Raw genomic sequence first — 22,951 nt, 5'->3', positions numbered from 1 at the left:
CCGCGGGCGTGCCTACTCCCTCGGCAACGGCAGCGCCGTCTTGTATCTCACCTGCTTCAGCGCAAAGCTGGAGCGGATCTTCTCGATCCCCGGGATCGGCGTGAGTTGCTCCAGGATGAATTTCTCCAGCGCCGCCATGTCCGCCACCGCGATGCGGATCAGGTAGTCGCTGTCGCCCGTCATCAGGTAGCACTCCATCACCTCGTCGTGCTCGGCGATGCGTTGCTCGAAGTCGGCGAGCGACTGCTTGCTCTGCGTGGTGAGGCTGATCGAGATGAACACGTTGAGCCCCAGGCCCAGCGCCTTGGCGCTGGCGAGGGCGACGTAACGGTCGATCACGCCGTTGGCCTCGAGCACCTTCACGCGAGCCAGGCAGGGCGACGGCGAGAGGTGCACGCGCCGCGCCAGCTCCACGTTCGACAGCGCGCCGTCGCGCTGAAGCTCGTCGAGGATGCGCAGGTCGATGGCGTCGAGTTGCATGAAATGCCGTGTAGATCTGATTTTGCGGAATTTTATGCTGCGACGCATTCGTGGGATTGGCGCTGCCGGTAGCTAATTTTCCTCACGGCGGCCTAAAGTGCCGTCATGAACGCCCCGATTTCGCCCGACCAGATGCGCGCCCTGCTGCTGGATGAAACGCAGCTCTCGCACGACCCCGACCCCGCCGAGACCGCCGAGTGGCGCGATGCCTTCGTGGCGCTGGCGCAGACCCAGGGGCCGCAGCGCGCCCGGCAGATGCTGGCCGAACTGGCCCGCCTCGCGCGGCAGCAGCGCATCGGCTGGCAGCCCGAGCTGGCGACGCCGTACGTCAACACCATCGCGGTGGAAGACCAGCCGCCGTTCCCGGGCGACCTTGCCATCGAGGAGAAGCTCGCCTCGCTGATGCGCTGGAACGCGCTCGCGATGGTGGCCAAGGCCAATCAGGCGTACGGCGAACTCGGCGGCCACATCGCCAGCTACGCGAGCGCGGCCGACCTGTTCGAGACCGGCTTCAACCATTTCTTCCATGCGCGCAGCGAGCACCATCGGGGCGACCTCGTGTTCTTCCAGCCGCACAGCGCACCGGGCGTGTACGCCCGCGCATACCTCGAAGGCCGCCTGAGCGAGGAAGACCTGAAGCACTACCGCCAGGAACTCACCGCGCCCGCCTTCACCGACGGCAGCGGCGCGCGCGGCCTGTGCAGCTACCCGCATCCGTACCTGATGCCGGACTTCTGGCAGTTCCCGACCGGCTCGATGGGCATCGGCCCCATCAGCTCGATCTACCACGCGCGCTTCATGCGCTACCTCACGCACCGCAACCTGCTGAACTGCGAAGGCCGCAAGGTGTGGGGCGTGTTCGGCGACGGCGAGATGGACGAGCCCGAGTCGATGAGCGCATTGACGCTCGCCGCGCGCGAGAAGCTCGACAACCTCGTGTGGGTCGTCAACTGCAACCTGCAGCGCCTGGACGGCCCGGTGCGCGGCAACGGCCGCATCATCGACGAGCTCGAGAAGCTCTTCGCCGGCGCGGGCTGGAACGTCATCAAGCTCGTGTGGGGCAGCGACTGGGACGGCCTCTTCGCGCAGGACGCGAGCGGCGCGCTTGCGCGCGTCTTCGCCAACACCGTCGACGGCCAGATGCAGACCTTCGCCGCCAAGGACGGCCGCTTCAACCGCGACAACTTCTTCGGCCAGAACCCCGAGCTCGCGCGCCTGGCCGAAGGCATGACCGACGAGCAGATCGACCGCCTCAAGCGCGGCGGCCACGACCTCGTGAAGATCCACGCCGCCTATGCCGCAGCCGCGGCGCATCGCGGCCAGCCCACCGTGATCCTCGCCCACACCAAGAAAGGCTACGGCATGGGCAGCGCCGCGCAGGGCAAGATGACCACGCACTCGCACAAGAAGATGGGCGACGTGGACCTCATCGAGTTCCGCGACCGCTTCAACCTGCCGCTGACCGACGCGCAGGCCACCGCGATGGACTTCTACCGCCCGGCCGAGGACAGCGCCGAGATGCGCTACCTGCGCCAGCACCGCGAGGCCCTCGGCGGCGCCATGCCGCGCCGCGAGACCGCCTGCGAGGTGGTCGCCAAGCCCGACATCGCGAGCTACGCGCAGTTCGCCACCGTCGCGGGCGGCAAGGAGATGAGCACCACCATGGCTTTCGTGCGCATGCTGGGCAACCTGCTGAAGGACAAGACCCTGGGCCCGCGCATCGTGCCCATCGTGGCCGACGAGGCGCGCACCTTCGGCATGGCCAATTTGTTCAAGCAGGTCGGCATCTATTCGAGCGTGGGCCAGCGCTACGCGCCGGAAGACATCGGCTCGGTGCTGAGCTACCGCGAGGCCACCGACGGGCAGATCCTGGAAGAGGGCATCAGCGAGGCCGGCGCCATCGCGAGCTGGACGGCCGCCGCCACCAGCTACAGCGTGCACGGCCTGGCGATGCTGCCCTTCTACATCTACTACTCGATGTTCGGCTTCCAGCGGGTGGGCGACGCCATCTGGGCCGCGGCCGACCAGCGTGCGCGCGGTTTCCTGCTGGGCGCCACCTCGGGGCGCACCACGCTCGGCGGCGAGGGCCTGCAGCACCAGGACGGCAGCAGCCACCTCGTGGCCGCGACCATTCCGAACTGCAAGGCCTACGACCCGGCCTTCGCGGGCGAGATGGCGGTGATCGTCGACGCGGGCATCCGCGAAATGATGGTCGAGCAGCAGGACGTGTTCTATTACGTCACGCTCATGAACGAGAACTACGCGCAGCCCGACGTGCCCGCCGGCGCGGAAGGCGACATCCTGCGTGGCTGCTACCGCTTCGGCACCTATGCGCCGGCATCGGGCGGCAAGGCGAAGAAGAAGGTCACGCTGATGGGCTCGGGCGCGATCCTCACCGAGGTCGTGAAGGCCGCGCAGCTGCTGGCCGAAGAGAGCATCGAGGCCGAGGTGTTCAGCGTGACGAGCTGGAGCGAACTCGCGCGTGACGGGCTGGCCTGCGAGCAGCGTGCGCTGGCTGGCGAGGAAGCCGGCATTCCCTTCATCGCGCGGCAGCTCGGCAAGGGCGGCAAGGCCCCGATCGTCGCCGCCACCGACTACGTGCGCGCCGTGCCCGAGAGCGTCCGCGCGTTCCTGCCCGAAGGCCGCCGCTACATCACGCTGGGCACCGACGGCTTCGGCCGCAGCGACACGCGTGCGGCGCTGCGTGGCTTCTTCGGCGTCGATGCGAAGAGCATCGCCAACGCTGCGCGCCACGCGCTGGGCTGAGAGGGTTAAATTGATTGTTGAACTGGCCGAGCCGGCCAATTCGCTGGCGCCTCGATGGTTTCGAATGCTTGCAAAGCAAAGGTCTTGCGCGGAGTGCGGTTGCGAATACGAGCCTCCCGCACTTTGATCTGCGCACGCACGTGCCGATGAAGGGGGACCAGCCCGTCTTGGAGCGAGCGCTCCATGGCCGAGCGAGAGACGGAGCCAATGATTACGCTGCGATCTGCGTGCAGGCGCAACTCGAAGCGCAATGAATGCTCAGCCCATCCGATGATTTCGCCTTGTAGTGTCTCAAGCCGCTCCTCGATCGTCATCGCTTCAGCGCGCTGTCGTGCGCGCTGCACTGCCTGTGTTGTCAATTCGAAATCACGATCGCCTTCCACCACGCGAAGACTGGCGCCCTCGTCGTCCAGCAGTTTGAAGAACTCCTGCAACGCGCCAAGTTGCCGGTTGTCGACATCCGCTGAAGCTTCATCGAACAACGCGTCGTCCGCCGCGGCCATGCGTGACAAGGTATCAGCGACCTGATCAACAACTTCTTGGAGGACCGCATCGCCAGATGGGGGTTCGCTGCCTTGCAGAACAAAACCAAATGATCCTCGTACGACATCTGTGACCAGCAACTGCGTGTCGTCGCTCATTGGAACTCGGCCGCGAGACGAAAGAGGACCGGTTTCGACCGCTGCGTAGCGCTGGCTGATCAGTTTCTGGAATTTACCTACCGCTTGAGTTCCGAACGCAGCCTTAATGCCGTGTGAGCCAATGACTGGTCTGCCACCGAAGAACAATGCCACACCGATGGGCTCTTGGGCGCCCGTGTGTGACAGTTCCGCCAGTTCTCGCTCAAGTCGCAAGACGCGCTGACCGTATTGGCGCTCTGCTATCAGATCTCCATGTGCTTGGCCTTCGGCTAGCAACTGCCGTGCTTGTGCCAAGTCTGCCTGCAGAAATTGCTTCTCAAGTTGAGCCAGCATTGGGTTCTCCTTGGTGCATCAATGAGGCGAGCATCGCATGAGCAATGGAATCGTCCGACTCCAAGGGTAGTTGCAGCATGCCTTTCCACAATGCGTCTCCACGACGGTGAGAGTACAAACCGTACCAATAGCGTGTCTGCACTACCAGCCATTCAGGTGCAGTGGTGAGATTAACAATGCTCGTATCGCAATGGAATTCCTGTTTGCACCGGTCTGAGTCAAACAGATCTGGTCGGTCATCCATCATCTGGTTGATTTGTGCCTTACTCATTGCAACGGGAGGATGAGCAAAAGTCACCACGTCAATATCCCTTGGCGCTCGATCCTCGCGCGCTTCTATATTCTCGACAAAGCTACCGTCGAGCCATTGAAAGCCGCGCGTGAAGCCCAACGAATGCAGTTCAGCCCGGTAGCGCAGCAGTCCTTGAAGCACAAGGCATCGCTGCGAATTGGTGGCAAAGCGTTGCACCAGCTCGCTGGCGGCCACAACATAGGGCGAACTGTGTGGGCTCGTCATTCGTTCGCCCTCGAAAGGCGGCAAGACGTGCGAATGATTGAAGTTGGGGATCACGGGGCGTGAGGATAGCGGCGATCTCCGGGAATCCGGCGCCGCTCAATTGGCGGTTTGCGGAAAAGAGTCGAAATGCATATTCGGGTTCTTTTTTTGCTGAGGGGCAATGCGGCCGACCCTCAGTTAGAGTCGCAGGCCCACCACCTTCGCGCCCATGACCGCCCGCTTCCAGTCCATCGCCCCCGCCGTCCGCCTGGCCGACCAGGTGGCCGATGCGCTCGCGGCCGAGGTGCGCAGCGGGCGCTTGTCCGAAGGCGACCGGCTGCCCACGGAGACCGCGCTGGCCGAGCAGTTCGGCGTGAGCCGCACCGTGGTGCGCGAGGCGGTGTCGCGGCTGAAGTCGCTGGGGCTGCTCGATTCGCGCCAGGGCAGCGGCGTCTACGTGCGCGCTGCCGGCGTCGAGCCGCTGCGCTTCGAGATGCCGCATGTGGCCTCGCGCGAGGCGGTGATCCAGATGGTCGAGCTGCGCCGCGCGCTCGAAGCCGAAGTGGCCGCGCTGGCTGCCGAGCGCCGCACGGACGAAGACGTGCAGCGCATCGGCGACGCCATCGCCGCATTGCACGCGGCGGTCGAGGCGGGCGGCAACGGCGCGGACGAGGATGTGCGCTTCCACCGCGCCATCGCCGAGGCGGCGCGCAACCCCTTCCTGATCGGCACGTTGCAGTACCTGCGGCAGTTCCTGCACGGCGCCACCCGCGTCACGCGCGCCAACGAGGCGCGCCGTGCCGACTTCGCGCGCGAGGTGGCGCATGAGCACGCGCGCATCGTCGAGGCCATCGAGGCCGGCGATCCGCTGCGCGCGCGCGAGGCCGCCAAGAGCCACATGGACAACGCGATCCGCCGCATCGAGCTGGCCGATCCGGTGTTCTGGCAGCAGGAGGGCGAGCAGCTCGCCCGTCCGCTGGTCGAAGGCTGGCCGGTCGGCGGCTGAGCCCGGCGCCGATACACGAAGTCACCAGAAGGGCGCCGGAAGGCGGCCGTTCCGAGGGTTTACCCGGGTCGGCCAGCAAAAGCCAGATTTGTATGATGACCTGATAAATTAACCGAGACACCGCTTTTCCATGAATTCCTCGACCCTCCAGGCTGGCGCCATGTCGCCCGCCGACACCGATGCCGCGCTCGAAAAGCGCGCCTATTCCAAGGTGTTCTGGCGCCTCGTGCCCTTCCTCATGCTCTGCTACGTGATCGCGTACCTCGACCGCGTGAACGTCGGCTTCGCCAAGCTGCAGATGGGCCAGGACCTGGGTTTCAGCGAAACCGTGTTCGGCCTGGGCGCGGGCATCTTCTTCCTGGGCTACTTCCTGTTCGAGGTGCCGAGCAACCTGCTGCTCAACCGCGTGGGCGCGCGCATCTGGATCGCGCGGATCATGATCACCTGGGGGCTGCTGTCGGCCTGCTTCATGTTCGTGAAGACGCCCACCAGCTTCTACATCCTGCGCTTCCTGCTCGGGCTGGCCGAGGCGGGCTTCTATCCGGGCGTGATCCTCTACCTCACGCACTGGTACCCGGCGCACCGGCGCGCGCGGATCATCGCGGTGTTCATGTCGGCCATTCCAGTGGCGGGCATCTTCGGCAACCCGCTGTCGGGCTGGATCATGGACAGCTTCCATGGCGTGTCGGCCATGAGCGGCTGGCAGTGGATGTTCCTCATCGAAGCCATCCCCGCCGTGCTCATCGGCGTGATGGTGCTGCTGTACCTGGACAACGGCATCGCCCAGGCGCGCTGGCTCAGCGCCGAGGAAAAGGCCCTGCTGCAGCGCGAGGTGGCGAACGACGCCGCCCACGGCGCCAAGGGCCCGCACTCGGTGGCCGGCGTGTTCCGCGATGCGCGCATCTGGTGGATGGCGTTCATCTACTTCGCCTTCGTCATGGGCCAGTACGCACTCACCTTCTGGCTGCCCACGCTGGTCAAGGCCACGGGCGTGCAGGGCAACCTGAACATCGGGCTGCTCAGCGCGATTCCGTTCCTCTGCGCCATCGTCGCGATGAACCTCTTCGGCCGCAGCGCCGACCGCCGCCAGGAGCGCCGCTGGCACCTGATCGTGCCGGCCATGATGGGCGCCGTGGGCTTCACCGTGGCCGCTTCGTACACGCAGAACACGGCCGTGTCGCTGGCCTTCCTCTCGCTCGCCGCGGCCGGCGTGCTGACCTGCGCGCCGCTGTTCTGGTCGCTGCCCACCGCCTTCCTCACGGGCACCGCCGCCGCCGCGGGCATCGCCGCCATCAACTCGGTGGGCAACCTCGCGGGCTTCGTGAGCCCCTACCTCATCGGCTACCTGAAGGACCTCACGGGCAGCACGCAGATCGGCATGTACGTGCTGGCCGGCGCGCTGGTGCTCGGCGCCATCGGCGTGTGGTTCACGCCCAAGCAACTGGTCAACCGTTAGATGAAGTACACCCCCAGGCTTCGCGCACTTCGTGTCGCTGCGCCAACCCCCTCGCCGGGGGCAACACCTGCGGCCCGGCAAAGCCGGTTCCGCGGTGTTTCCCGAACGGGGCGCGTCGCACCGGGTGCCCGGCCTTGCAACTGAACGGAAGCAACGCAATGAACCAAGAAAAGACCCCTTCCACCATCTCCGCTGCCACTCCCGTCGTCGGCCTCGTGGGCCTGGGCGCCATGGGCGCCGGCATGGCGCAGTCGCTGCGCCGCGCGGGCCATGCGCCGCATGTGTTCGACGTGCGCCGCGAGGCCGCCGAAGCCTTCGCGCGCGAGGGCGGCACGGCCTGCGCCACGCTGGCCGAGCTCGGCGCGCAGTGCGACATCGTGGTCAGCGTGGTGGTGAACGCCGCGCAGACCGAGTCGGTGCTGTTCGGCGACGGCACCACGCCCGGCTGCGCCGCGTCGATGAAGCCCGGCAGCGTCTTCGTGATGTGCTCCACCGTCGATCCGAACTGGTCGGTGGCGCTGGAGGCGCGCCTGGAGAAGCTGGGCATCCTCTACATCGACGCGCCCATCTCCGGCGGCGCCGCCAAGGCCGCGAGCGGCCAGATGACGATGATGACCGCCGCCAGGCCCGCCGCGTACGAGAAGGCCGGCGCGGTGCTCGACGCCATGGCCGCCAAGGTCTACCGCCTGGGCGACAAGGCGGGCGCGGGCAGCAAGGTGAAGATCATCAACCAGCTGCTGGCCGGCGTGCACATCGCGGTGGCGGCCGAGGCCATGGCGCTGGGCCTGCGCGAGGGCGTGGACCCAGCGGCGCTGTACGAGGTCATCACCCACAGCGCGGGCAACAGCTGGATGTTCGAGAACCGCATGGCGCACGTGCTCGCGGGCGACTACACGCCGCTGTCGGCCGTGGACATCTTCGTGAAGGACCTGGGCCTGGTGCTCGACGTGGCGCGCGCGAGCAAGTTTCCGCTGCCGCTGTCGTCCACCGCGCACCAGATGTTCATGCAGGCCTCGACGGCGGGCTACGCTCGCGAGGACGACAGCGCGGTAATCAAGATCTTCCCCGGCATCGAGGTGCCGGGCCCGAAGAAAGAAGCCTGAAAGAAAGAAGAGACACGCACATGAACATCCTCATCACCGGCGGCTGCGGCTTCCTGGGCGCCCGCCTCGCCCGCACGCTGCTCGCGGGCGGCAGCCTCGCGCTGGCCGGATCGGCCGCGCAGCCCGTCTCGCGCATCACCCTGGCCGACCGCGTGCCGCCGCCCGCCGACCTGGCGGCCGACGCGCGCGTGCAGCTCGTGCAGGGCGACCTGCTGGAGCAGCTTTCGAACGGCGCGCTGCCCGTCGCCGACACGCAGCTCGTGTTCCACCTCGCCGCGGCAGTGAGCGGCGAATGCGAGGCCGACTTCGACCTCGGCATGCGCAGCAATCTCGACGCCACGCGCGGCCTGCTCGAAGCCGCGCGCCGCGCGGGCCATGCGCCAGTGTTCGTGTTCTCCAGCTCGGTCGCGGTGTTCGGCGATTCGCCCGAGCAGCGCCTGCCCGCCGTCATCGAAGACACCACGCTGCCGACGCCGCAGAACAGCTACGGCATCCAGAAGTTCATCGGCGAGCAGCTGGTGGCCGACTTCACGCGCAAGGGCTTCGTGCAGGGCCGCAACGTGCGGCTGATGACGGTATCGGTGCGCCCCGGCCGGCCCAACGGCGCGGCCTCCAGCTTCCTGAGCGGCATGCTGCGCGAGCCGCTGGCCGGCGAACGCGCGCGCTGCCCGGTGTCGCCCGACACGCCCGTCGCACTGGCCTCGCCCGGCAGCACCGTCGCGGGCATCGTGCGCGCGGCCACCGCCAGCGCCGCCGAGTGGGGCGCGCGCACGGCCATCAACCTGCCCGCGCTGACCACCACCGTGCGCGAGATGGCGCAGGCGCTCGAACGCATCGCCGGCAAGGAAGCCACCGGCCTGATCGACTGGGAGCCCGATGCCGCCATCGCGAAGATCGTCACCAGCTGGCCCAGCCGCATCCACGCCGCGCGCGCCGAGGCGCTGGGCCTGAAGGCCGACGCGAGCTTCGACGCGATCCTGCGCGACTACGTGCGCGAGAACGCGCAGGCCGTGAAACTTGCGCTGAAGGACTGAACGCCATGTCCAAGCTCGTGCTCGGCTGCATCGCCGACGATTTCACCGGCGCCACCGACCTCGCCAACAACCTCGTGCGCGCCGGCATGCGCGTGGTGCAGGCCATCGGGGTGCCGAAAGGCCCGCTGGATGCCGACGTGGATGCTGTGGTGGTCGCCCTCAAGTCGCGCACCATCGCGCCGGCCGAAGCCGTCGCGCAGTCGCTCGATGCATTGCGCTGGCTGCAGTCGCAGGGTGCGAAGCAGATCTACTTCAAGTACTGCTCCACCTTCGACAGCACGCCCCAAGGCAACATCGGCCCCGTGACCGAGGCGCTGATGGACGCGATAGCGTGCGACTTCACCATCGCCACGCCCGCCTTCCCCGACAACAAGCGCACCGTGTTCAAGGGCTACCTGTTCGCGGGCGACGTGCTGCTGAACGAAAGCGGCATGCAGAACCATCCGCTCACGCCGATGACCGACCCGAACCTCGTGCGCGTGCTGCAGGCGCAATGCACGCGCAAGGTGGGGCTCGTCGACTACGCGGTGGTCGCGCGCGGCGCCGCCGCCATCGAGGAGCGCATCGCGCAGCTCAAGGCCGAGGGCGTTTCCATCGCCATCGTCGACGCGGTGTCGAACGACGACCTGCTGCGCATGGGCCCGGCGCTCGCGAAGATGCCGCTGGTGACGGCCGGCTCGGGCGTGGCCATCGGCCTGCCTGCCAACTTCGGCCTCGCGCCCTCGTCGCAGGCGAGCGCGCTGCCCAAGGCGGGCGGCAAGTCGGCGGTGGTCTCGGGCAGCTGCTCGCTGGCCACCAACCGGCAGGTGCTCGACTTCATCCAGCGCGGCGGCGCGGCGCTGGCCATCGATCCGCTGCGCATCGCGGCGGGCGTGGATGTCGCGGCCGAGGCATTGGCGTGGGCCACGCCGCTCATCGACAAGGGCCCGGTGCTCGTCTACTCCACCGCCGAGGCCGGCGCCGTGAAGTCGGTGCAGGGCCGGCTCGGCGTGGAAGAAGCCGGCGCGATGGTCGAGCGCACCATCGCCGCCATCGCGCGCGGACTGGTCGAGCGCGGCGTGCATCGGCTGGTGGTGGCCGGCGGCGAGACCTCGGGCGCCTGCGTGCAGGCGCTGGGCATCGCACAGATGCAGATCGGCCCGCAGATCGACCCCGGCGTGCCGTGGTGCCATGCGCGCTCCGAAGCCGCACCCGGGGACGGCCTGCACATCGCGCTGAAGTCCGGCAACTTCGGCAGCGACGATTTCTTCACCAAGGCATTTACAGTGCTCGAATGACCGAGAGCATGACTGCAGAGAACCAGGCCCGCGAGGAAATCTGCCGCGTCGGCCGCAGCCTGTTCGAGCGCGGCTACGTGCACGCCACGGCCGGCAACATCAGCGTGCGGCTGGACGACGGCGGCTTCCTCATCACGCCCACCGATGCCTGCCTCGGCTTCCTCGACCCTGCGCGGCTCGCGCGGCTCGACGCGCAGGGCCGGCAGACCGGTGGCGACCGCGCCAGCAAGACCATCGCGCTGCATACGCGCATCTATGCCGCCGCGCGCAGCTTCGATGCGAACACCGCCTGCGTGATCCACACCCACAGCACGCACTGCGTGGCGCTCACGCTGCAGTCGCCCGGCGACGAACTGCTGCCCGCGCTCACGCCCTATTTCGTGATGAAGGTGGGCCATGTGCCGGTCATCCCGTATCACCGCCCGGGCGCGCCCGAAGCAGCCGAACAGGTGGCCCAGGCCATCGAGCGCTTCGGCGCGGCCGGCACGCCGATCCGCGCCGTGATGCTCACGCGCCTGGGCCCCAACGTGTGGCACGACACACCGGGCGCCGCCATGGCCGTGCTCGAGGAACTCGAGGAAACCGCCAGGCTCCAGCAGCTCGCGCAGGCCGCAAGGCCCGAGCCGCTGGATGCCCGACAGATCGATGAACTGCGCCGCACTTTCGGCGCGCGCTGGTAGTAAAAACACCCCATGCCCCAATTCGCAGCCAATCTCTCGATGCTCTACCCGGAGCTCGCCTTCCTCGACCGCTTCGACGCCGCCGCGAAGGACGGCTTCAAGGCCGTGGAGTACCTCTTCCCCTACGACTTCGCCAAGGAAGAAATCGTCGCCCGGCTGAAGCACAACGGCCTGCAGCAGGTGCTGTTCAACGGGCCGCCGGGCGACTGGAATGGCGGCGAGCGCGGCCTGGCCTGCCTGCCGGGGCGCGAGGCCGAGTTCCGCGAAGGCATCGCCAAGGCCATCGACTACGCCGTGGCGCTCGACTGCCCGCGCATCCACGTCATGGCAGGCCTCGTGCCCGCAGGCCAGCAGCGCGACGCGCTGCAGCCGGTGTACGTCGACAACCTGCGCTGGGCCGCGGCCGAGGCCGCCAAGGCGGGCCGCGACGTGCTGATCGAGCCGATCAACACGCGCGACATCCCGGGCTTCTTCATCAACCGGCAGGACCATGCGCACGAGATCGTCGAGACCGTGGGCGCGCCCAACCTCAAGGTGCAGATGGACCTGTACCACTGCCAGATCGTCGAGGGCGACGTGGCGATGAAGATCCGCAAGTACCTGCCGACCGGTCGCGTCGGCCACATACAGATCGCCGGCGTGCCCGACCGCAACGAGCCCGACATCGGCGAGCAGAACTACCCGTACCTCTTCGACGTGCTCGACGAGGTGTCGGCGCAGTGCGGCTGGCAGGGCTGGGTCGGCTGCGAGTACCGGCCGAAGCGCGGCGCGGAACCCGGCGGCACCTCGGCCGGCCTGGGCTGGCTGCGCGAGTGGCGGCAGCGGCACGCATGAAGCTCGAAGCGCTGCGCATCCCGGCGCCGCTGCGTGGCTTCGCGGCGGGCGAGGCGCAGCTGTTCGACGTCACCATCGAGGGCGACAAGGTCGCCGCCATCACGCCGAGTGCGCAGCAGCAAGCCAAGGGCACGCTGCTGAGCGCGCTGGTCGAGGCGCATGCGCACATCGACAAGAACTACACCGTGCAGGACGTGGGCGCCGCGCAGGGCAACCTGTTCGTCGCCATCGACCGCATGAACCGCCACCGCGAGAGCTGGACCGGCGAATCGCTGCGCCTGCGCATGGAGCGCGCGCTGTACGACGCCTGGCTGTCGGGCACGCGCGCGCTGCGCACACACCTCGACTGGGTGCAGCCCGAGCCGCCGGCCGCGCTAACAGTGTTCGAGGCGCTGCGCGAAGAGTGGCGCGGGCGCATCGAGCTGCAGTTCGTCTCGCTCACGCCGCTCGACCTGTTCGCCGACATGGCGGCGGGCGAGCGCATCGCGCAAGAGGTGAAGCGCGCGGGCGGCGTGCTCGGCGCCTTCGTCTATCGCAACGACGGCATCGTCCACAAGCTGGGCCGCGTGTTCGACCTCGCGCAGCAGCACGCGCTGGCGCTCGACTTCCACGTCGACGAAGGCCTGGACGTCGAGGCCACCGGCCTGCGCAGCATCGCCCAGCTGGTGCGTGCGCGCGACTTCCGGCGCGGCGTGGTCTGCGGCCATGCCTGCTCGCTCTCGGTGCAGGACGACACTGTGGCCGGCGAAACGCTGGCGCTGTGCGCCGGCGCGGGCATCCACATCGTCGCGCTGCCCACCACCAACCTCTACCTGCAGGGCGCGTGGGACCGCACGCCGGTGCAGCGCGGCGTCACGCGCATTCGCGAGGCGGCGGCACGGGGCTTGCGTGCGAGCCTAGCGACCGACAACGTGCAGGACGCCTTCTATCCCTACGGCAGCTACGACCTGCTGGAAACCTTCGGGCTGGGCGTGCAGGTGGCGCACCTGGCACCGGCCGACGACTGGCTCGACGCCATCACCGTGAGCCCCGCGAAGGCGCTGGGGCTCGCGTGGGACGGACGCATCGCGCCGGGCTGCCCGGCCGACCTGCTGGTGCTGTCGGCCACCGGGGAACATGAACTGATCGGCCCGCGCGGACGGCAACGCACCGTCATCCGCGCCGGCCAGCCACTGGAGAGCAACGAATGATGAGCATGGGCAAGCCGATGGCCAACTACGCGGCCGCCAAGCGCGTGGGCGATTTCGTCTTCATGAGCGGCGTGGTCGCCGTCGACCCGGCCACGCGCCGCGCGGTCGCCGGCTACGACGCGATTCCGCAAGAGGCGCGCACCGCGCTGCAAAGCGTGGGCTACGCCACCGGCCAGATGTCGGTGGACGTGTTCGAGGCGCCCATCGTCGCGCAGAGCTGGTTCGTGCTGGAGCGCATCCGCCAGATCGCGGCCGAGCACGGCGGCACGATGGAAGACGTGGTGAAGCTGGTGCAGTACTTCCGCCACCTGCCGCACTACGCCTTCTACAACCGCGTGCGCGGCCTGTTCTATCCGGGCGAGCCGCCGGTGAGCACGGTTGTGGAGGTTTCGCGCTTTCTGCCGGGCGACGAGGTGCTGGTGGAAGTCGAAGCCACCATGTACCTGCCCCGGACGTCTACCTGACGCCCGCGCCCTTGAGCAGGAACTCGGTCACCTGCTCGATCAGGTAGCGCCGGTCCTTTTCCTCACCCTGCTGGGCGGTGTCGCGGAAGTAGGCGGCCTGCGTCGCGTGGTCGGCATAGAACTGCGTCACGGCCCAGATGTGGAACAGCACCAGCATCGGGTCGGCCTTGTCCATCAGTTCCTGGTTCATCCAGTTCTGGATCACCGCGGCGGCCTGCTCGGTGCGCTGCTTGCTCGTCTCCATCATGTCGTTGATGACTGGCGCGCCGCGCAGCATCTCGGCCGTGAAGATGCGCGAGCGCAGCGGGTGCTCGAACGAGAACATCATCTTGCGGCGGATCAGGTCGCCCAGCACCTTGCGCGGGCCGAAGGCCTCGTCGCTGAAGCCGAACACCACGATCCAGTCGTTGAGGATGTCCTGCAGCACCTGGCGGTACAGCGCCTCCTTACTGTCGATGTAGTAGTGCAGCTGCGCCTTCGAGAGTCCCGCCTTGTCGGCGATGGCCTGGGTCGACGCGCCGGCCAGCCCCTCGCTCGCGAACACCTCGATGGCGGCCTGGTTGATGAGGCCGAGCACCTGCGTGTACTTGCGCGAGCGGCCGCGCGTGGCGGGGGCTTCGCCGTCGCTCTCTTCCGTGATCGCGGCGCGTGTGCTCACAGCTGCAGTTCCAGTTCCAGCCCCTTGGCGCGCGAGCAGCACAGCGCCACCTTGTGGCGGCGCTCGCTGCCCGTGAGGCAGAAGTCGCGGTGCTCGGCGCCCTCGCCGTCGCCCTCGACCACGCAGGTGCCGCACAGCCCCTGCTGGCACGACACCGGAATGTCGATGCCGACCTCGTGCAGCGCGTCGACGGCGGTCTGGTCGGCCGCCACTGGCACCGTGATGCCGCGCCGCGCGAGCTTCAGCGTGAAGGGCAGGCCGGTGACGGCGCCCGCGTCGGCTGGCGCGGCGAAGTACTCGGCGTGCAGCGCATCCTCGGGCCAGTGCGCGGCGGCGTCGCGCACCGCCTGCATGAAGCCGCCGGGGCCGCACACGTACAGATGCGTGCCGGGCGCGCGCTGGGCCAGCAGCGCGCGCAGGTCGATGCGCTGCGAAGAGGCATCGCCCTGGTCCAGGTGCAGCCGCAGGTGCGGCGCCAGCGCCGGGGCATGCAGCGCGTCGGCGAAGGCCAGGTGCTCCTCGCTGCGCGCGAACACGCACAGCGTGAAGGCGGCGCCGCGCGCGGCCAGCGCCTGTGCCATCGCCAGCAGCGGCGTCATGCCGATGCCGCCGGCCAGCAGCAAATGGTGCGTGGCCTCCTCGCGCAGCGGGAAGGTGTTGCGCGGCGCGCTGATCGGCAGCAGGTCGCCCTCGCGCACGCGCTCGTGCATCGACGCCGAGCCGCCGCGGCTCGCGAGCTCGCGCTTCACGCCGATCACGTAGCGCCCCGCGCTGGCGGCCGATGGCGCGCGCGCCAGCGAGTACTGGCGCGAGAAGCCGCCCGGCATGTGCACGTCGATGTGCGCGCCGGCCTCGTAGGAAGGCAGCGGCCGGCCCCACGGGTGGGCCAGTTCGAAGGCCAGGATTTCCGGCGTCTGGCGCGAGATGCGTTCGACGCGGACGGTGAGCGTGCGTTCGAGGCTCATGGTGTTGTGTCTCCCTCTGGAGTCGGTGGCTCTTGCGCTAGATGCTGCCCAGCTTGCGCGAGACGCGTTCGATGAAATGGGTGCGGTCGCTCGCGGTGACGGCGTTCATGTCGTGCAACTGCAGCCACGTCACCTTGCAGCGCCATGCGAACAGCGCGCGCAGCGCCCGCGTGAAGAGCCGCCTGCCCGGGTCGCCGATGACCATCACGAACCAGCGCGGCGAGCCGCCGGTGGTCACCACCGTGAGCCGCCTGATGTGCCGCATGCCCGACTTCGCGAGCTGTCCCTTGCGTTGCGCGGGCAGGAATGCCACGCCCGGCAGCCACACCCGTTCCAGCCAGCCCTTGAGCATCGACGGCGGCCCGTGGAACCAGGTGGGAAACACGAACACCAGGTGCTCGGCCCACAGCAGCGCTTCGACGTGGGGTTTCACACGCTCGCGGATCAGGTCGGGGTTGTCGAGGTAGGCGATGCGCTCTTCGCATGTCAGCGTGGGGTCGAAGCCCTCGGCGTACAGGTCGATGGCCTTGACGGGATGTCGCGGCGAGAGGGCCTCGAGGGCGGTGCGGTAGAGCGCGTGGTTGAAGCTGTCAGGGTTCGGATGGCAATGGACGACGAGCGTTTTCATGGTTGAGGGCCGGTTCGCCCGGCGGTTGTTGGCCGCCGGCGAGACGGGGTCAGAGCCCAGGGGGTGAAAGGCCGCGCGGTGCCTTATGGCAACCCAGGCGCCGGCATCTGACCCCGGCGCAAGCCCCGCGCGACCCGCGGGAAAAACCGGTGTGCCTACTTGCCCGTGAGCTTCTTGCGCACGTCGATGCCGACGCCCTTGTTCACGAACTGCGTGGTGACCACCTTCGACAGGTCGACCTCGCCGGGCTTGTACAGGCCGGCCTTGACCATCTTGTCGTAGAAGTCCTTCACGCGGGCCTCATCCATCGCGCCGATGCCCTTGGTGAGCGACTCGCCGCTGTCGACGATGCCCATCTTCTTCATCAGCTCGATGGAGCCCTGCGAGGAGGCCACGGGCGAGTCGGGGTTGATCCTGGCGATCATCTCGTTGGCGGCCTTGTTGTCGCCGTAGAGGTAGTTGTTCCAGCCGATGATCGATGCCTCGATGAACTTGCGCACCGTCTCGGGCTTGGTCTTCACCAGGTCGGCGCGCGTCTCGATGGTGGTCGAGTAGGTCGAGAAGCCGTTGTCGGCCAGCAGCTGCACCACCGGGTCGAAGCCGGCCTGTGCCTTGATCGACAGCGGCTCGGAGATGGCATAGCCCTGCTGGATCGACTTCTTGTCGGCCAGGAAGGGACCCACGTTGAAGGTGTAGGGCTTGAGCTGCGAGTCCTTGAAGCCGTGCTCCGACTTCATCCACTGCCAGAAGCTGAACTGGCCGTCCTTGCCGATGAAGGCCACCGGCGCCTTGGTCATGTCCTTGAAGGTGTCGAAGCCCTGGCCGGGGTGCGCGAACATGGCCTGCGGGTCTTTCTGGAAGAAGGCCGCAACCACCACGGTGGGCACGCCGTTCTTCACGTTGTCGAAGGACTGCAGCAGGTTGCCGGTCATCAAAAAGTCGACCTTGCCGGCCGGCAGCATCGGCCGGTTGTTGACCATCGGGCCGCCCTGCTGGATGTCGACGTCGAGGCCGTACTTCTTGTAGGTGCCGTCCACCAGCGCCTGGTAGAAGCCGCCGTGGCCGGCCTGCGCCTTCCAGTTGGTGGCGAACACCACTTTTTCCTGGGCCTGCGCGGCGAAGGCGGCGCCCGCGAGGGCGAGGCCGAGAACGAGCGGACGGAGAGCGAAGGCGGGAATGCGCATGGGAACGTGCTCCTGTGGAGGTTTCGTTGAAAAGTACGGGATGCGGAGACTAAGGCTTTTCAGCGCCCGACGGCCATGTCGGCACGCCATCCGCGTGTTTTTCCGGGGTTCATCAGGCCCATGGGGTCGCTGCGCTTCTTGAACTCGATCTGCTGCGTGTCGATGGTCTTCATGCCGCCGTCCTCGATGGTGACGACGTGCGGGTTGAAGATCACGCAGCCGCCCTGCGACTCGATCTCGCGGATCACCTCGTACTGGTGCGCCTCGCCCTTCCAGCGCACCAGCAGGATGCCGAAGGTGCCGCACTCGCCGTTGGCGCGCGCGAAGTCCTGGTGCTGCAGCACGTCGTCGCCGAAGATCTCCAGGTGCCGCTCGACCACCGACGGATCGAAGGGCTGGGCGTAAGCCACCTGCAGATAGGTCCAGCCGCGGTCGGCCTTCAGCGCCTGCAGCGTGGTGTGGTTGAAGGCGCACTCGTAGGCCGGCGGCAGTCCTTCGGCGAGCAACTCGGCCTCGGTGCCGGCCACCGAGATGGTGCCGCCCTGCGCCGCGGCGAGCGCGCGGAAGTCGGCCATCGACTCGGGCGAGACCATCGCGAACACCGCGTGCCGGTCGGCCGGGAAGCGGTCGCGCATGGCGGTGTAGTACGGCGAGAAGCGCGCCTCCACCGTCGAGAGCAGGAAGATGTCGAGCGAGGGCGCCTGCGCGGCGATGCCGAAGTCGAGCGCGCCGCGGTAGGTGTCGAAGAGCACCGTGCAGTGCACCCAGTCGACGGCCGGGCTCAGCGCCACTTCCACGTCGAGGATCACGCCGTTGGTGCCGTAGGCATGGTGCACCTGCTGGATCTCGTCGCCGTTCAGCTCGATGACGCGCGGCTCGCGCTCCACCGTCATCACGCGCGCGCGCAGCAGGTTGCCGGGGTCGCGCAGGATGCCGTGGCGGAACGAGCCGATGCCGCCGAAGCCGCCCGCGATGAAGCCGCCGATGGAGGCCACATGCCAGGTCGAGGGCCACATGCGCAGCGCCTGCCCGGTCTCGCGCGCGGCGAGGTCGATGTCGTGCATGCGGGCGCCGGCCTCCACGCGGATGCTGCCGGGCTGGATGTCGAGCACGCGGCACATCTGCGTCACGTCGAGCACGATGCCGCCTTCCAGCGGCACGCACTGGCCGTAGTTGCCGGTGCCGCCCGCGCGCACGGTGAGCGGCAGCTTCCACTTCGCGGCCACGGCCGCGGCCTGGCGCACGTCGTCCTCGGTGCCGACCTTCACCACCAGATCGGCCACGCAGCCCGCGAGCTGCGCGGTGAGGATGGGGCTGTACCAGTAGAAGTCCTTCGACAGCTGCTTGCGCTGGCCCGGCGCGGTGATCACGTTGAGGCCGCGCAGGTCCGCGCGCACGGCGTCCCAGTCGACTGCCGGCGCAGGGGTGGGCGTCCTAACGTTCACGGCGCATCTCGCTTTCGTGCCAGTGGCCGAGCACCAGCCTGGACAGTGCCGCGAACACGATGAAGATCACGATGCCCAGCAGGGACACCAGCAGCAGCGCCGCGAACATCATCGGGATCTCGGTGCGGAAGCTCGATTCGAGGATGCGCGAGGCCAGCCCCGTTTCCTTGCCCGCCGTGCCGGCGGTGAACTCGGCCACCACCGCGCCGATCAGGCTCAGCCCGCCCGCGATCTTCAGGCCCGCCATGAAGTAGGGCAGCGCGCTGGGAGCGAGCAGGTAGCGGAAGGTCTGCCAGGGGGAGGCCTTGTAGAGTTGGAACAGGTCGCGCAGGTTGCTGTCGGCGCTCTTCAGGCCGATGACCGTGTTCGACAAAATCGGGAAGAAGGCCACGATCCATGCGCACAGCAGCAGCGCGGCCGTGGTGCTCGACACGTAGATCAGGATCAGCGGCGCGATCGCAATGATCGGCGTCACCTGCAGGATCACCGCGATGGGGAACAGGCCGATCTCCACCCACTTGAAGAGCGCGAAGGCAATGGCCAGCAGCACGCCGCCCACGATGGCCGCGAGCAGCGCCAGCAGCGTGAGCTTGACGGTGAACCACAGCGCGCTGGAGAGCGACTCCCAGTTGTCGAACAGCGTGCGGATGATGAGCGAGGGCGCAGGCAGGATGTAGTGCGGGATGTTGTTGGCGCGAACCGTCCATTCCCACGCCAGCAGCAGCAGCGCGACGATGGCCGCGGGAACCACGATGCGCAGCATCGACTCGCGCCGGCGCAGCCGGTCCTCGTGCGCGCGCAGCGCGGCCTCGGAAGGCGCGGCGTCCGCTTCGGAAGCGGGCACGGCGACGGCGGGCTCAGTGATCGATGTCGACGCCATGCAGGGCTCCATGCAGGGATTGCGACACGGCGGTGCAGTGCGCGTTGTAACGGCTGGATGTGCGGAAGTCTTCGCCGCGCGGATAGGGCTCGTCGATGCAGATCTCGTCGATCACGCGGCCGGGCCGCGCCGCCATCACCACGATACGGTTCGACAGGTACACCGACTCGTACACGCTGTGCGTGACGAACACCACCGAGAAGCGGTGCTCGCGCCAGATGGCCAGCAGGTCGTTGTTGAGCTTGATGCGCGTCATCTCGTCGAGCGCGGCGAAGGGCTCGTCCATCAGCAAGAGACGCGGGTGCGTGACCAGCGCGCGCGCGATCGACACGCGCATCTTCATGCCGCCCGAAAGTTCGCGCGGATACACGTCGGCGAAGCGCGAGAGGCCGACCATCTCCAGCGCCTGCTTCACCACCGGCGCGGCGGCGTCTCGGCTGGTGCCGGCCAGCTTCAGCGGCAGCCAGACGTTGTCGAACACCTTGGCCCAGGGCATGAGCGTGGGCTCCTGGAACACGAAGCCCAGGTCGCGGTCGGTCTTGCCGTTCTTGGTGCCGGCGGCGGCACCGCTCCAGTGCATGTCGCCCGAGCTCAGGCGCGTGAGCCCCGCGATGAGGCGCAGCGCCGTGCTCTTGCCGCAGCCCGAGGGGCCGAGGAAGCTGATGAAGTCGTGCTCGCCGATGTCCAGCGACATGCCCTGCAGCGCGAGCGTGCCGTTGGCGAAACGCTTGCTGACGTTGCGCAGGCCGACCAGCGGCGTGCCGGCGGCGGTGGTGGCGTCGGCGCTCATTTCCAGGCGGGCTGGTTGGCCAGGCGCGAGAGCGGGAAGCGGTCGACCTCCTGCAGCAGCTCGACGAAGCGGCGGCCCACGTGGTCGAGCACGGCGGCGCCCTTCTCTGCAGTGGCGCGCGTGGCGTCGCCGGCGGCGCCCGCGGGGTTGATGTCGTGCATCTGCCAGCCGAGCTTGCCGCTGGGCGTGATCGAGAGGAACTTGTTCTCCTCGGCCAGCTGCTCAGTCATGGAGCTGAAGTTGCGGAACTGGTCCTTGCGCACGTAGTCGGGCGTGAGGTGCAGCATCACCGAGCTTTCGAGGTCGCCGGCGTGGATGCCGTGCCTGCCTTCATGCGCCGTGAACAGGCCCTCGGGCAGGCCCAGCGTGTACCAGTTGGCGGCCACGACCATCATGTCGTGCTCCTCGCGCAGGTCGCGCGCGACGATGTCCATCACGCTCATCTGGCCGCCGTGGCTGTTGTAGAGCACCAGCTTGCGCACGCCCGCCTTCGCGACACAGGCGCCGATGTCCTTCCACATCGAGATCAGCGTGTTCGCCGACACGGTGAGCGTGCCGGGGTAGCGCGAGTGCTCGTTGCTCTTGCCGTAGGGCACGGTGGGCAGGAACAGCACCGGCAGGTCGGCGGGCAGGTGCGGCAGCGTGGCGCGCACCATGCCGTCGATGGTGGCGGTGTCGGTCGACATCGGCAGATGCGGGCCGTGCTGCTCGGTGGCGCCCACCGGCAGCACGGCGATGAGCCGTTCGCGGTCGAGGCGGGAGAACTCTTCGCTGGTCAGGTCGGACCAGAAGCGGCTGCGCAGGGGCGGCGGATTCATCGTGGGTTTACCTCGTGCCGCCGGGCGTGGCGGTGGCTTAAATTATCCATACGGTCAAAAAAGGAGGGCTATCGGTGGATACCCGGCAAATTTCGCCATGCAAGCGTCGTGCCATCAAATTTGCCCATATGGTATGAAATAGCCGTCCGCACGGCCCCGCCCACCCCGCAGTGCCGGCTCAGCGCCGCACGATGTAGCGCGTGACGACCGGCCCCGACTCGCCGATGTGGAAGGCGAGCCTGCGTTCGCGCAGCGCCATGTCGCTGGCCGTCGCACGGTTGAAGCGGCGCAGGTGGTCGGTCCACGACTCGTCGACGATCTGCTCCACGTAGCGCTCGGGCTGCGCGATGTCGTGCAGCAGCTCCCAGCCGATGGCGCCCTGGCTCAGGCGCGCGCGGCGCGTCTGCTGCATCACGAGGTGGAAGGCGGCGGCGCGCGCCGGATCGATCAGGTACTCGACGGTGATCACCACGCGGCCGCTTTCCTCGGGCGCTTCCGCGGGCGGACCGACGGCCCAGCCGGCCTGCGCGGGGCTGGTGTCGTCCTCGCCGCTCAGGTCGGTCACCCAGCGCAGCGCCGCGAGCATCAGCAGCGTGCCGCTCGCGGCCGCCACGCACAGGCTCGCGACCAGCGAGCTGACGGTGGCCACCTGCCCCCAGATGGCCGCGCCGATCGCGCTCGCGCCCATGATCGCCATCTGGTACATCGACATGCCGCGCGCGCGCACCCAGTCGGGCAGCGCGAGCTGGGCCGATACCGACAGCGAGTTGGCCACCGTGATCCACGCCATGCCGCCGAAGAACATCGCCGGCACCGCGACCCACGCGTTGGGCGCGAAGGCCATCACCGCCGTGGCGCCCGACTGCAGCAGCGTGCCGCGCAGCACCAGCTGGTCGCGTCCCATCGCCTGGCGCAGCCGCGGCAAGAACAGCACCGCGACGATCGCGCCCGCGCCCATGGCCGCCAGCAGCAGCGTGAAGGTGCCCGCGCCGCCGCCCTGCAGGTTGCGCGCCAGCAGCGGCAGCAGCGCCAGCAGCGCGGTCGAGTGGAAGAAGAAGATCGAGATGCGCGTGAGCACCGCGCGCATGCGCTGCGACTGCCGCACGAACTGCACGCCCACGCGCATCGCGCTGACGAGCTTCTCGCGGCCAAGTGGGTTGGGCGTGTGCTCGCGCCGCCAGCGCAGCACCACGAAGCCCGAGGCCACAGACAGCACCGCGTTCAGCGCGAACACCCAGATGCTGCCCGCGCTCGCGATCAGCATGCCGGCGGTGAGCGGGCCCACGATGCGCGAAGCGTTCATCGCGATGCCGTTCAGCCCCAGCGCGGCCGGCAGCTGCGTGCGCGGCACCAGCTCGGGCACGATGGCCGCGAACACCGGCCAGCGCAGCGCCAGCCCGATGCCGTTGGCGAAAGTCAGCGCCAGCAGCAGCGGCGCGGTCATCAGGTCGAGCGCCAGCGCGGCGCACAGCACGATGGCGGTGCCGGCCAGCCAGAACTGCGTGGCGACCAGCCAGCGCCTGCGGTCGAGGATGTCTGCCAGCGCGCCGCTGGGCAGGCCCAGCAGGAACACCGGCAGCGTGGAGGCCGACTGCACCAGCGCCACCCAGATGGGCGAGGACGTGAGCGTGGTCATCATCCACGCTGCCGCCACGTCGTTCATCCACATGCAGATGTTCGCGACGAGCCAGGTGCTCCACAGCATGCGGAACACGGGGAGCTTCAGGGGCACGAGGGCCGCGAACTTCGTCGGCTGCGGCCTCGCGGGCGGGATGGGCGTCTCTTCGGGGGATATGGGCGGCATGTGGCGCTATTTTGGCGCG

Annotated in this window: 22 protein-coding genes; 10 read left to right on the top strand and 12 right to left on the bottom strand. The window is 68.2% G+C overall.

Annotated features, from left to right (window positions below; translation table 11 throughout):
• Positions 1 to 12: 12 nt before the first annotated feature.
• Positions 13 to 480 carry an Lrp/AsnC family transcriptional regulator gene (locus ABL844_RS31050; RefSeq protein WP_184639385.1) on the bottom strand — a complete coding sequence of 156 codons (468 nt, stop codon included), beginning with the start codon at positions 478 to 480 and terminating at the stop codon, positions 13 to 15.
• A 105-nt stretch (positions 481 to 585) separates the two neighbouring features.
• Here ABL844_RS31050 and mdeB point away from each other — a divergent pair, with 105 nt between their 5' ends.
• Entirely contained in the window at positions 586 to 3,246 is a 2,661-nt protein-coding gene (mdeB, locus tag ABL844_RS31045) for an alpha-ketoglutarate dehydrogenase (protein WP_418130006.1), read from the top strand.
• A 5-nt stretch (positions 3,247 to 3,251) separates the two neighbouring features.
• Here mdeB and ABL844_RS31040 read toward each other — a convergent pair whose 3' ends face one another.
• Positions 3,252 to 4,220, bottom strand: a complete 969-nt coding sequence (locus tag ABL844_RS31040; RefSeq protein ID WP_418130005.1) for a hypothetical protein — start codon at positions 4,218 to 4,220, stop codon at positions 3,252 to 3,254.
• Positions 4,204 to 4,791 (bottom strand): DUF6932 family protein, encoded by a 588-nt coding sequence (locus ABL844_RS31035; protein WP_418130004.1) that lies wholly within the window; start codon positions 4,789 to 4,791, stop codon positions 4,204 to 4,206. The genes ABL844_RS31040 and ABL844_RS31035 overlap by 17 nt, the downstream gene beginning before the upstream one ends.
• A gap of 154 nt (positions 4,792 to 4,945) precedes the next feature.
• Here ABL844_RS31035 and ABL844_RS31030 point away from each other — a divergent pair, with 154 nt between their 5' ends.
• The 9 genes from ABL844_RS31030 (at position 4,946) to ABL844_RS30990 (ending at position 13,760) form a co-directional block, all read left to right on the top strand.
• Positions 4,946 to 5,722, top strand: coding sequence for a FadR/GntR family transcriptional regulator (locus tag ABL844_RS31030; RefSeq protein ID WP_418130003.1), 777 nt, complete (start codon positions 4,946 to 4,948; stop codon positions 5,720 to 5,722).
• Positions 5,723 to 5,852: 130 nt separating this feature from the next.
• A complete protein-coding gene (locus ABL844_RS31025; protein ID WP_418130002.1) occupies positions 5,853 to 7,178 on the top strand; it encodes an MFS transporter in 1,326 nt (441 codons plus the stop codon).
• Positions 7,179 to 7,336: 158 nt separating this feature from the next.
• Positions 7,337 to 8,281 (top strand): L-threonate dehydrogenase, encoded by a 945-nt coding sequence (ltnD, locus tag ABL844_RS31020; RefSeq protein WP_418118449.1) that lies wholly within the window; start codon positions 7,337 to 7,339, stop codon positions 8,279 to 8,281.
• Between the two features lie 20 nt (positions 8,282 to 8,301).
• Entirely contained in the window at positions 8,302 to 9,315 is a 1,014-nt protein-coding gene (denD, locus tag ABL844_RS31015; protein WP_418130001.1) for a D-erythronate dehydrogenase, read from the top strand.
• Positions 9,316 to 9,320: 5 nt separating this feature from the next.
• Positions 9,321 to 10,592 (top strand): 3-oxo-tetronate kinase, encoded by a 1,272-nt coding sequence (gene otnK / locus ABL844_RS31010; protein WP_418130000.1) that lies wholly within the window; start codon positions 9,321 to 9,323, stop codon positions 10,590 to 10,592.
• Positions 10,593 to 10,600: 8 nt separating this feature from the next.
• Positions 10,601 to 11,272, top strand: coding sequence for an aldolase (locus ABL844_RS31005; RefSeq protein WP_418129999.1), 672 nt, complete (start codon positions 10,601 to 10,603; stop codon positions 11,270 to 11,272).
• Positions 11,273 to 11,284: 12 nt separating this feature from the next.
• Positions 11,285 to 12,106 (top strand): 2-oxo-tetronate isomerase, encoded by an 822-nt coding sequence (gene otnI, locus ABL844_RS31000; protein WP_418129998.1) that lies wholly within the window; start codon positions 11,285 to 11,287, stop codon positions 12,104 to 12,106.
• The gene (locus tag ABL844_RS30995; protein ID WP_418129997.1) at positions 12,103 to 13,296 is read left to right on the top strand and encodes an amidohydrolase family protein; all 1,194 of its coding nucleotides are present in this window, start codon (positions 12,103 to 12,105) and stop codon (positions 13,294 to 13,296) included. The genes otnI and ABL844_RS30995 overlap by 4 nt, the downstream gene beginning before the upstream one ends.
• Positions 13,296 to 13,760, top strand: coding sequence for a RidA family protein (locus ABL844_RS30990; protein ID WP_418129996.1), 465 nt, complete (start codon positions 13,296 to 13,298; stop codon positions 13,758 to 13,760). Before ABL844_RS30995 ends, ABL844_RS30990 begins: the two co-directional genes overlap by 1 nt.
• Here the strand turns inward: ABL844_RS30990 and ABL844_RS30985 are convergent.
• From ABL844_RS30985 to ABL844_RS30945, 9 genes are all read right to left on the bottom strand, one after another.
• Entirely contained in the window at positions 13,753 to 14,418 is a 666-nt protein-coding gene (locus tag ABL844_RS30985) for a TetR family transcriptional regulator C-terminal domain-containing protein (RefSeq protein ID WP_418129995.1), read from the bottom strand. The two genes, ABL844_RS30990 and ABL844_RS30985, sit on opposite strands and share 8 nt — an antisense overlap.
• Positions 14,415 to 15,383, bottom strand: coding sequence for a PDR/VanB family oxidoreductase (locus ABL844_RS30980; protein WP_418129994.1), 969 nt, complete (start codon positions 15,381 to 15,383; stop codon positions 14,415 to 14,417). The genes ABL844_RS30985 and ABL844_RS30980 overlap by 4 nt, the downstream gene beginning before the upstream one ends.
• Positions 15,384 to 15,420: 37 nt before the next feature.
• Positions 15,421 to 16,011: an NAD(P)H-dependent oxidoreductase gene (locus tag ABL844_RS30975; protein ID WP_184639409.1), complete on the bottom strand. Its 591-nt coding sequence runs from the start codon at positions 16,009 to 16,011 to the stop codon at positions 15,421 to 15,423.
• A 155-nt stretch (positions 16,012 to 16,166) separates the two neighbouring features.
• Positions 16,167 to 17,195 (bottom strand): ABC transporter substrate-binding protein, encoded by a 1,029-nt coding sequence (locus ABL844_RS30970; protein WP_126021091.1) that lies wholly within the window; start codon positions 17,193 to 17,195, stop codon positions 16,167 to 16,169.
• Between the two features lie 59 nt (positions 17,196 to 17,254).
• Positions 17,255 to 18,640 (bottom strand): FAD-binding oxidoreductase, encoded by a 1,386-nt coding sequence (locus ABL844_RS30965; RefSeq protein ID WP_418129993.1) that lies wholly within the window; start codon positions 18,638 to 18,640, stop codon positions 17,255 to 17,257.
• The gene (locus ABL844_RS30960) at positions 18,630 to 19,520 is read right to left on the bottom strand and encodes an ABC transporter permease (protein WP_418123331.1); all 891 of its coding nucleotides are present in this window, start codon (positions 19,518 to 19,520) and stop codon (positions 18,630 to 18,632) included. Before ABL844_RS30960 ends, ABL844_RS30965 begins: the two co-directional genes overlap by 11 nt.
• Entirely contained in the window at positions 19,498 to 20,310 is an 813-nt protein-coding gene (locus ABL844_RS30955; RefSeq protein ID WP_418129992.1) for an ABC transporter ATP-binding protein, read from the bottom strand. The genes ABL844_RS30960 and ABL844_RS30955 overlap by 23 nt, the downstream gene beginning before the upstream one ends.
• Positions 20,307 to 21,128, bottom strand: coding sequence for a creatininase family protein (locus ABL844_RS30950; protein ID WP_418129991.1), 822 nt, complete (start codon positions 21,126 to 21,128; stop codon positions 20,307 to 20,309). Before ABL844_RS30950 ends, ABL844_RS30955 begins: the two co-directional genes overlap by 4 nt.
• 178 nt (positions 21,129 to 21,306) lie before the next feature.
• Entirely contained in the window at positions 21,307 to 22,932 is a 1,626-nt protein-coding gene (locus ABL844_RS30945) for an MFS transporter (RefSeq protein ID WP_184639420.1), read from the bottom strand.
• Between the last annotated feature and the right edge of the window lie 19 nt (positions 22,933 to 22,951).

Source organism: Variovorax sp. 278MFTsu5.1, from assembly GCF_048305045.1.
GTDB lineage: Bacteria > Pseudomonadota > Gammaproteobacteria > Burkholderiales > Burkholderiaceae_C > Variovorax > Variovorax guangxiensis.
Note: the sequence above shows the minus strand (reverse complement) of the source record. Positions and strands in the feature narration are given on the sequence as shown.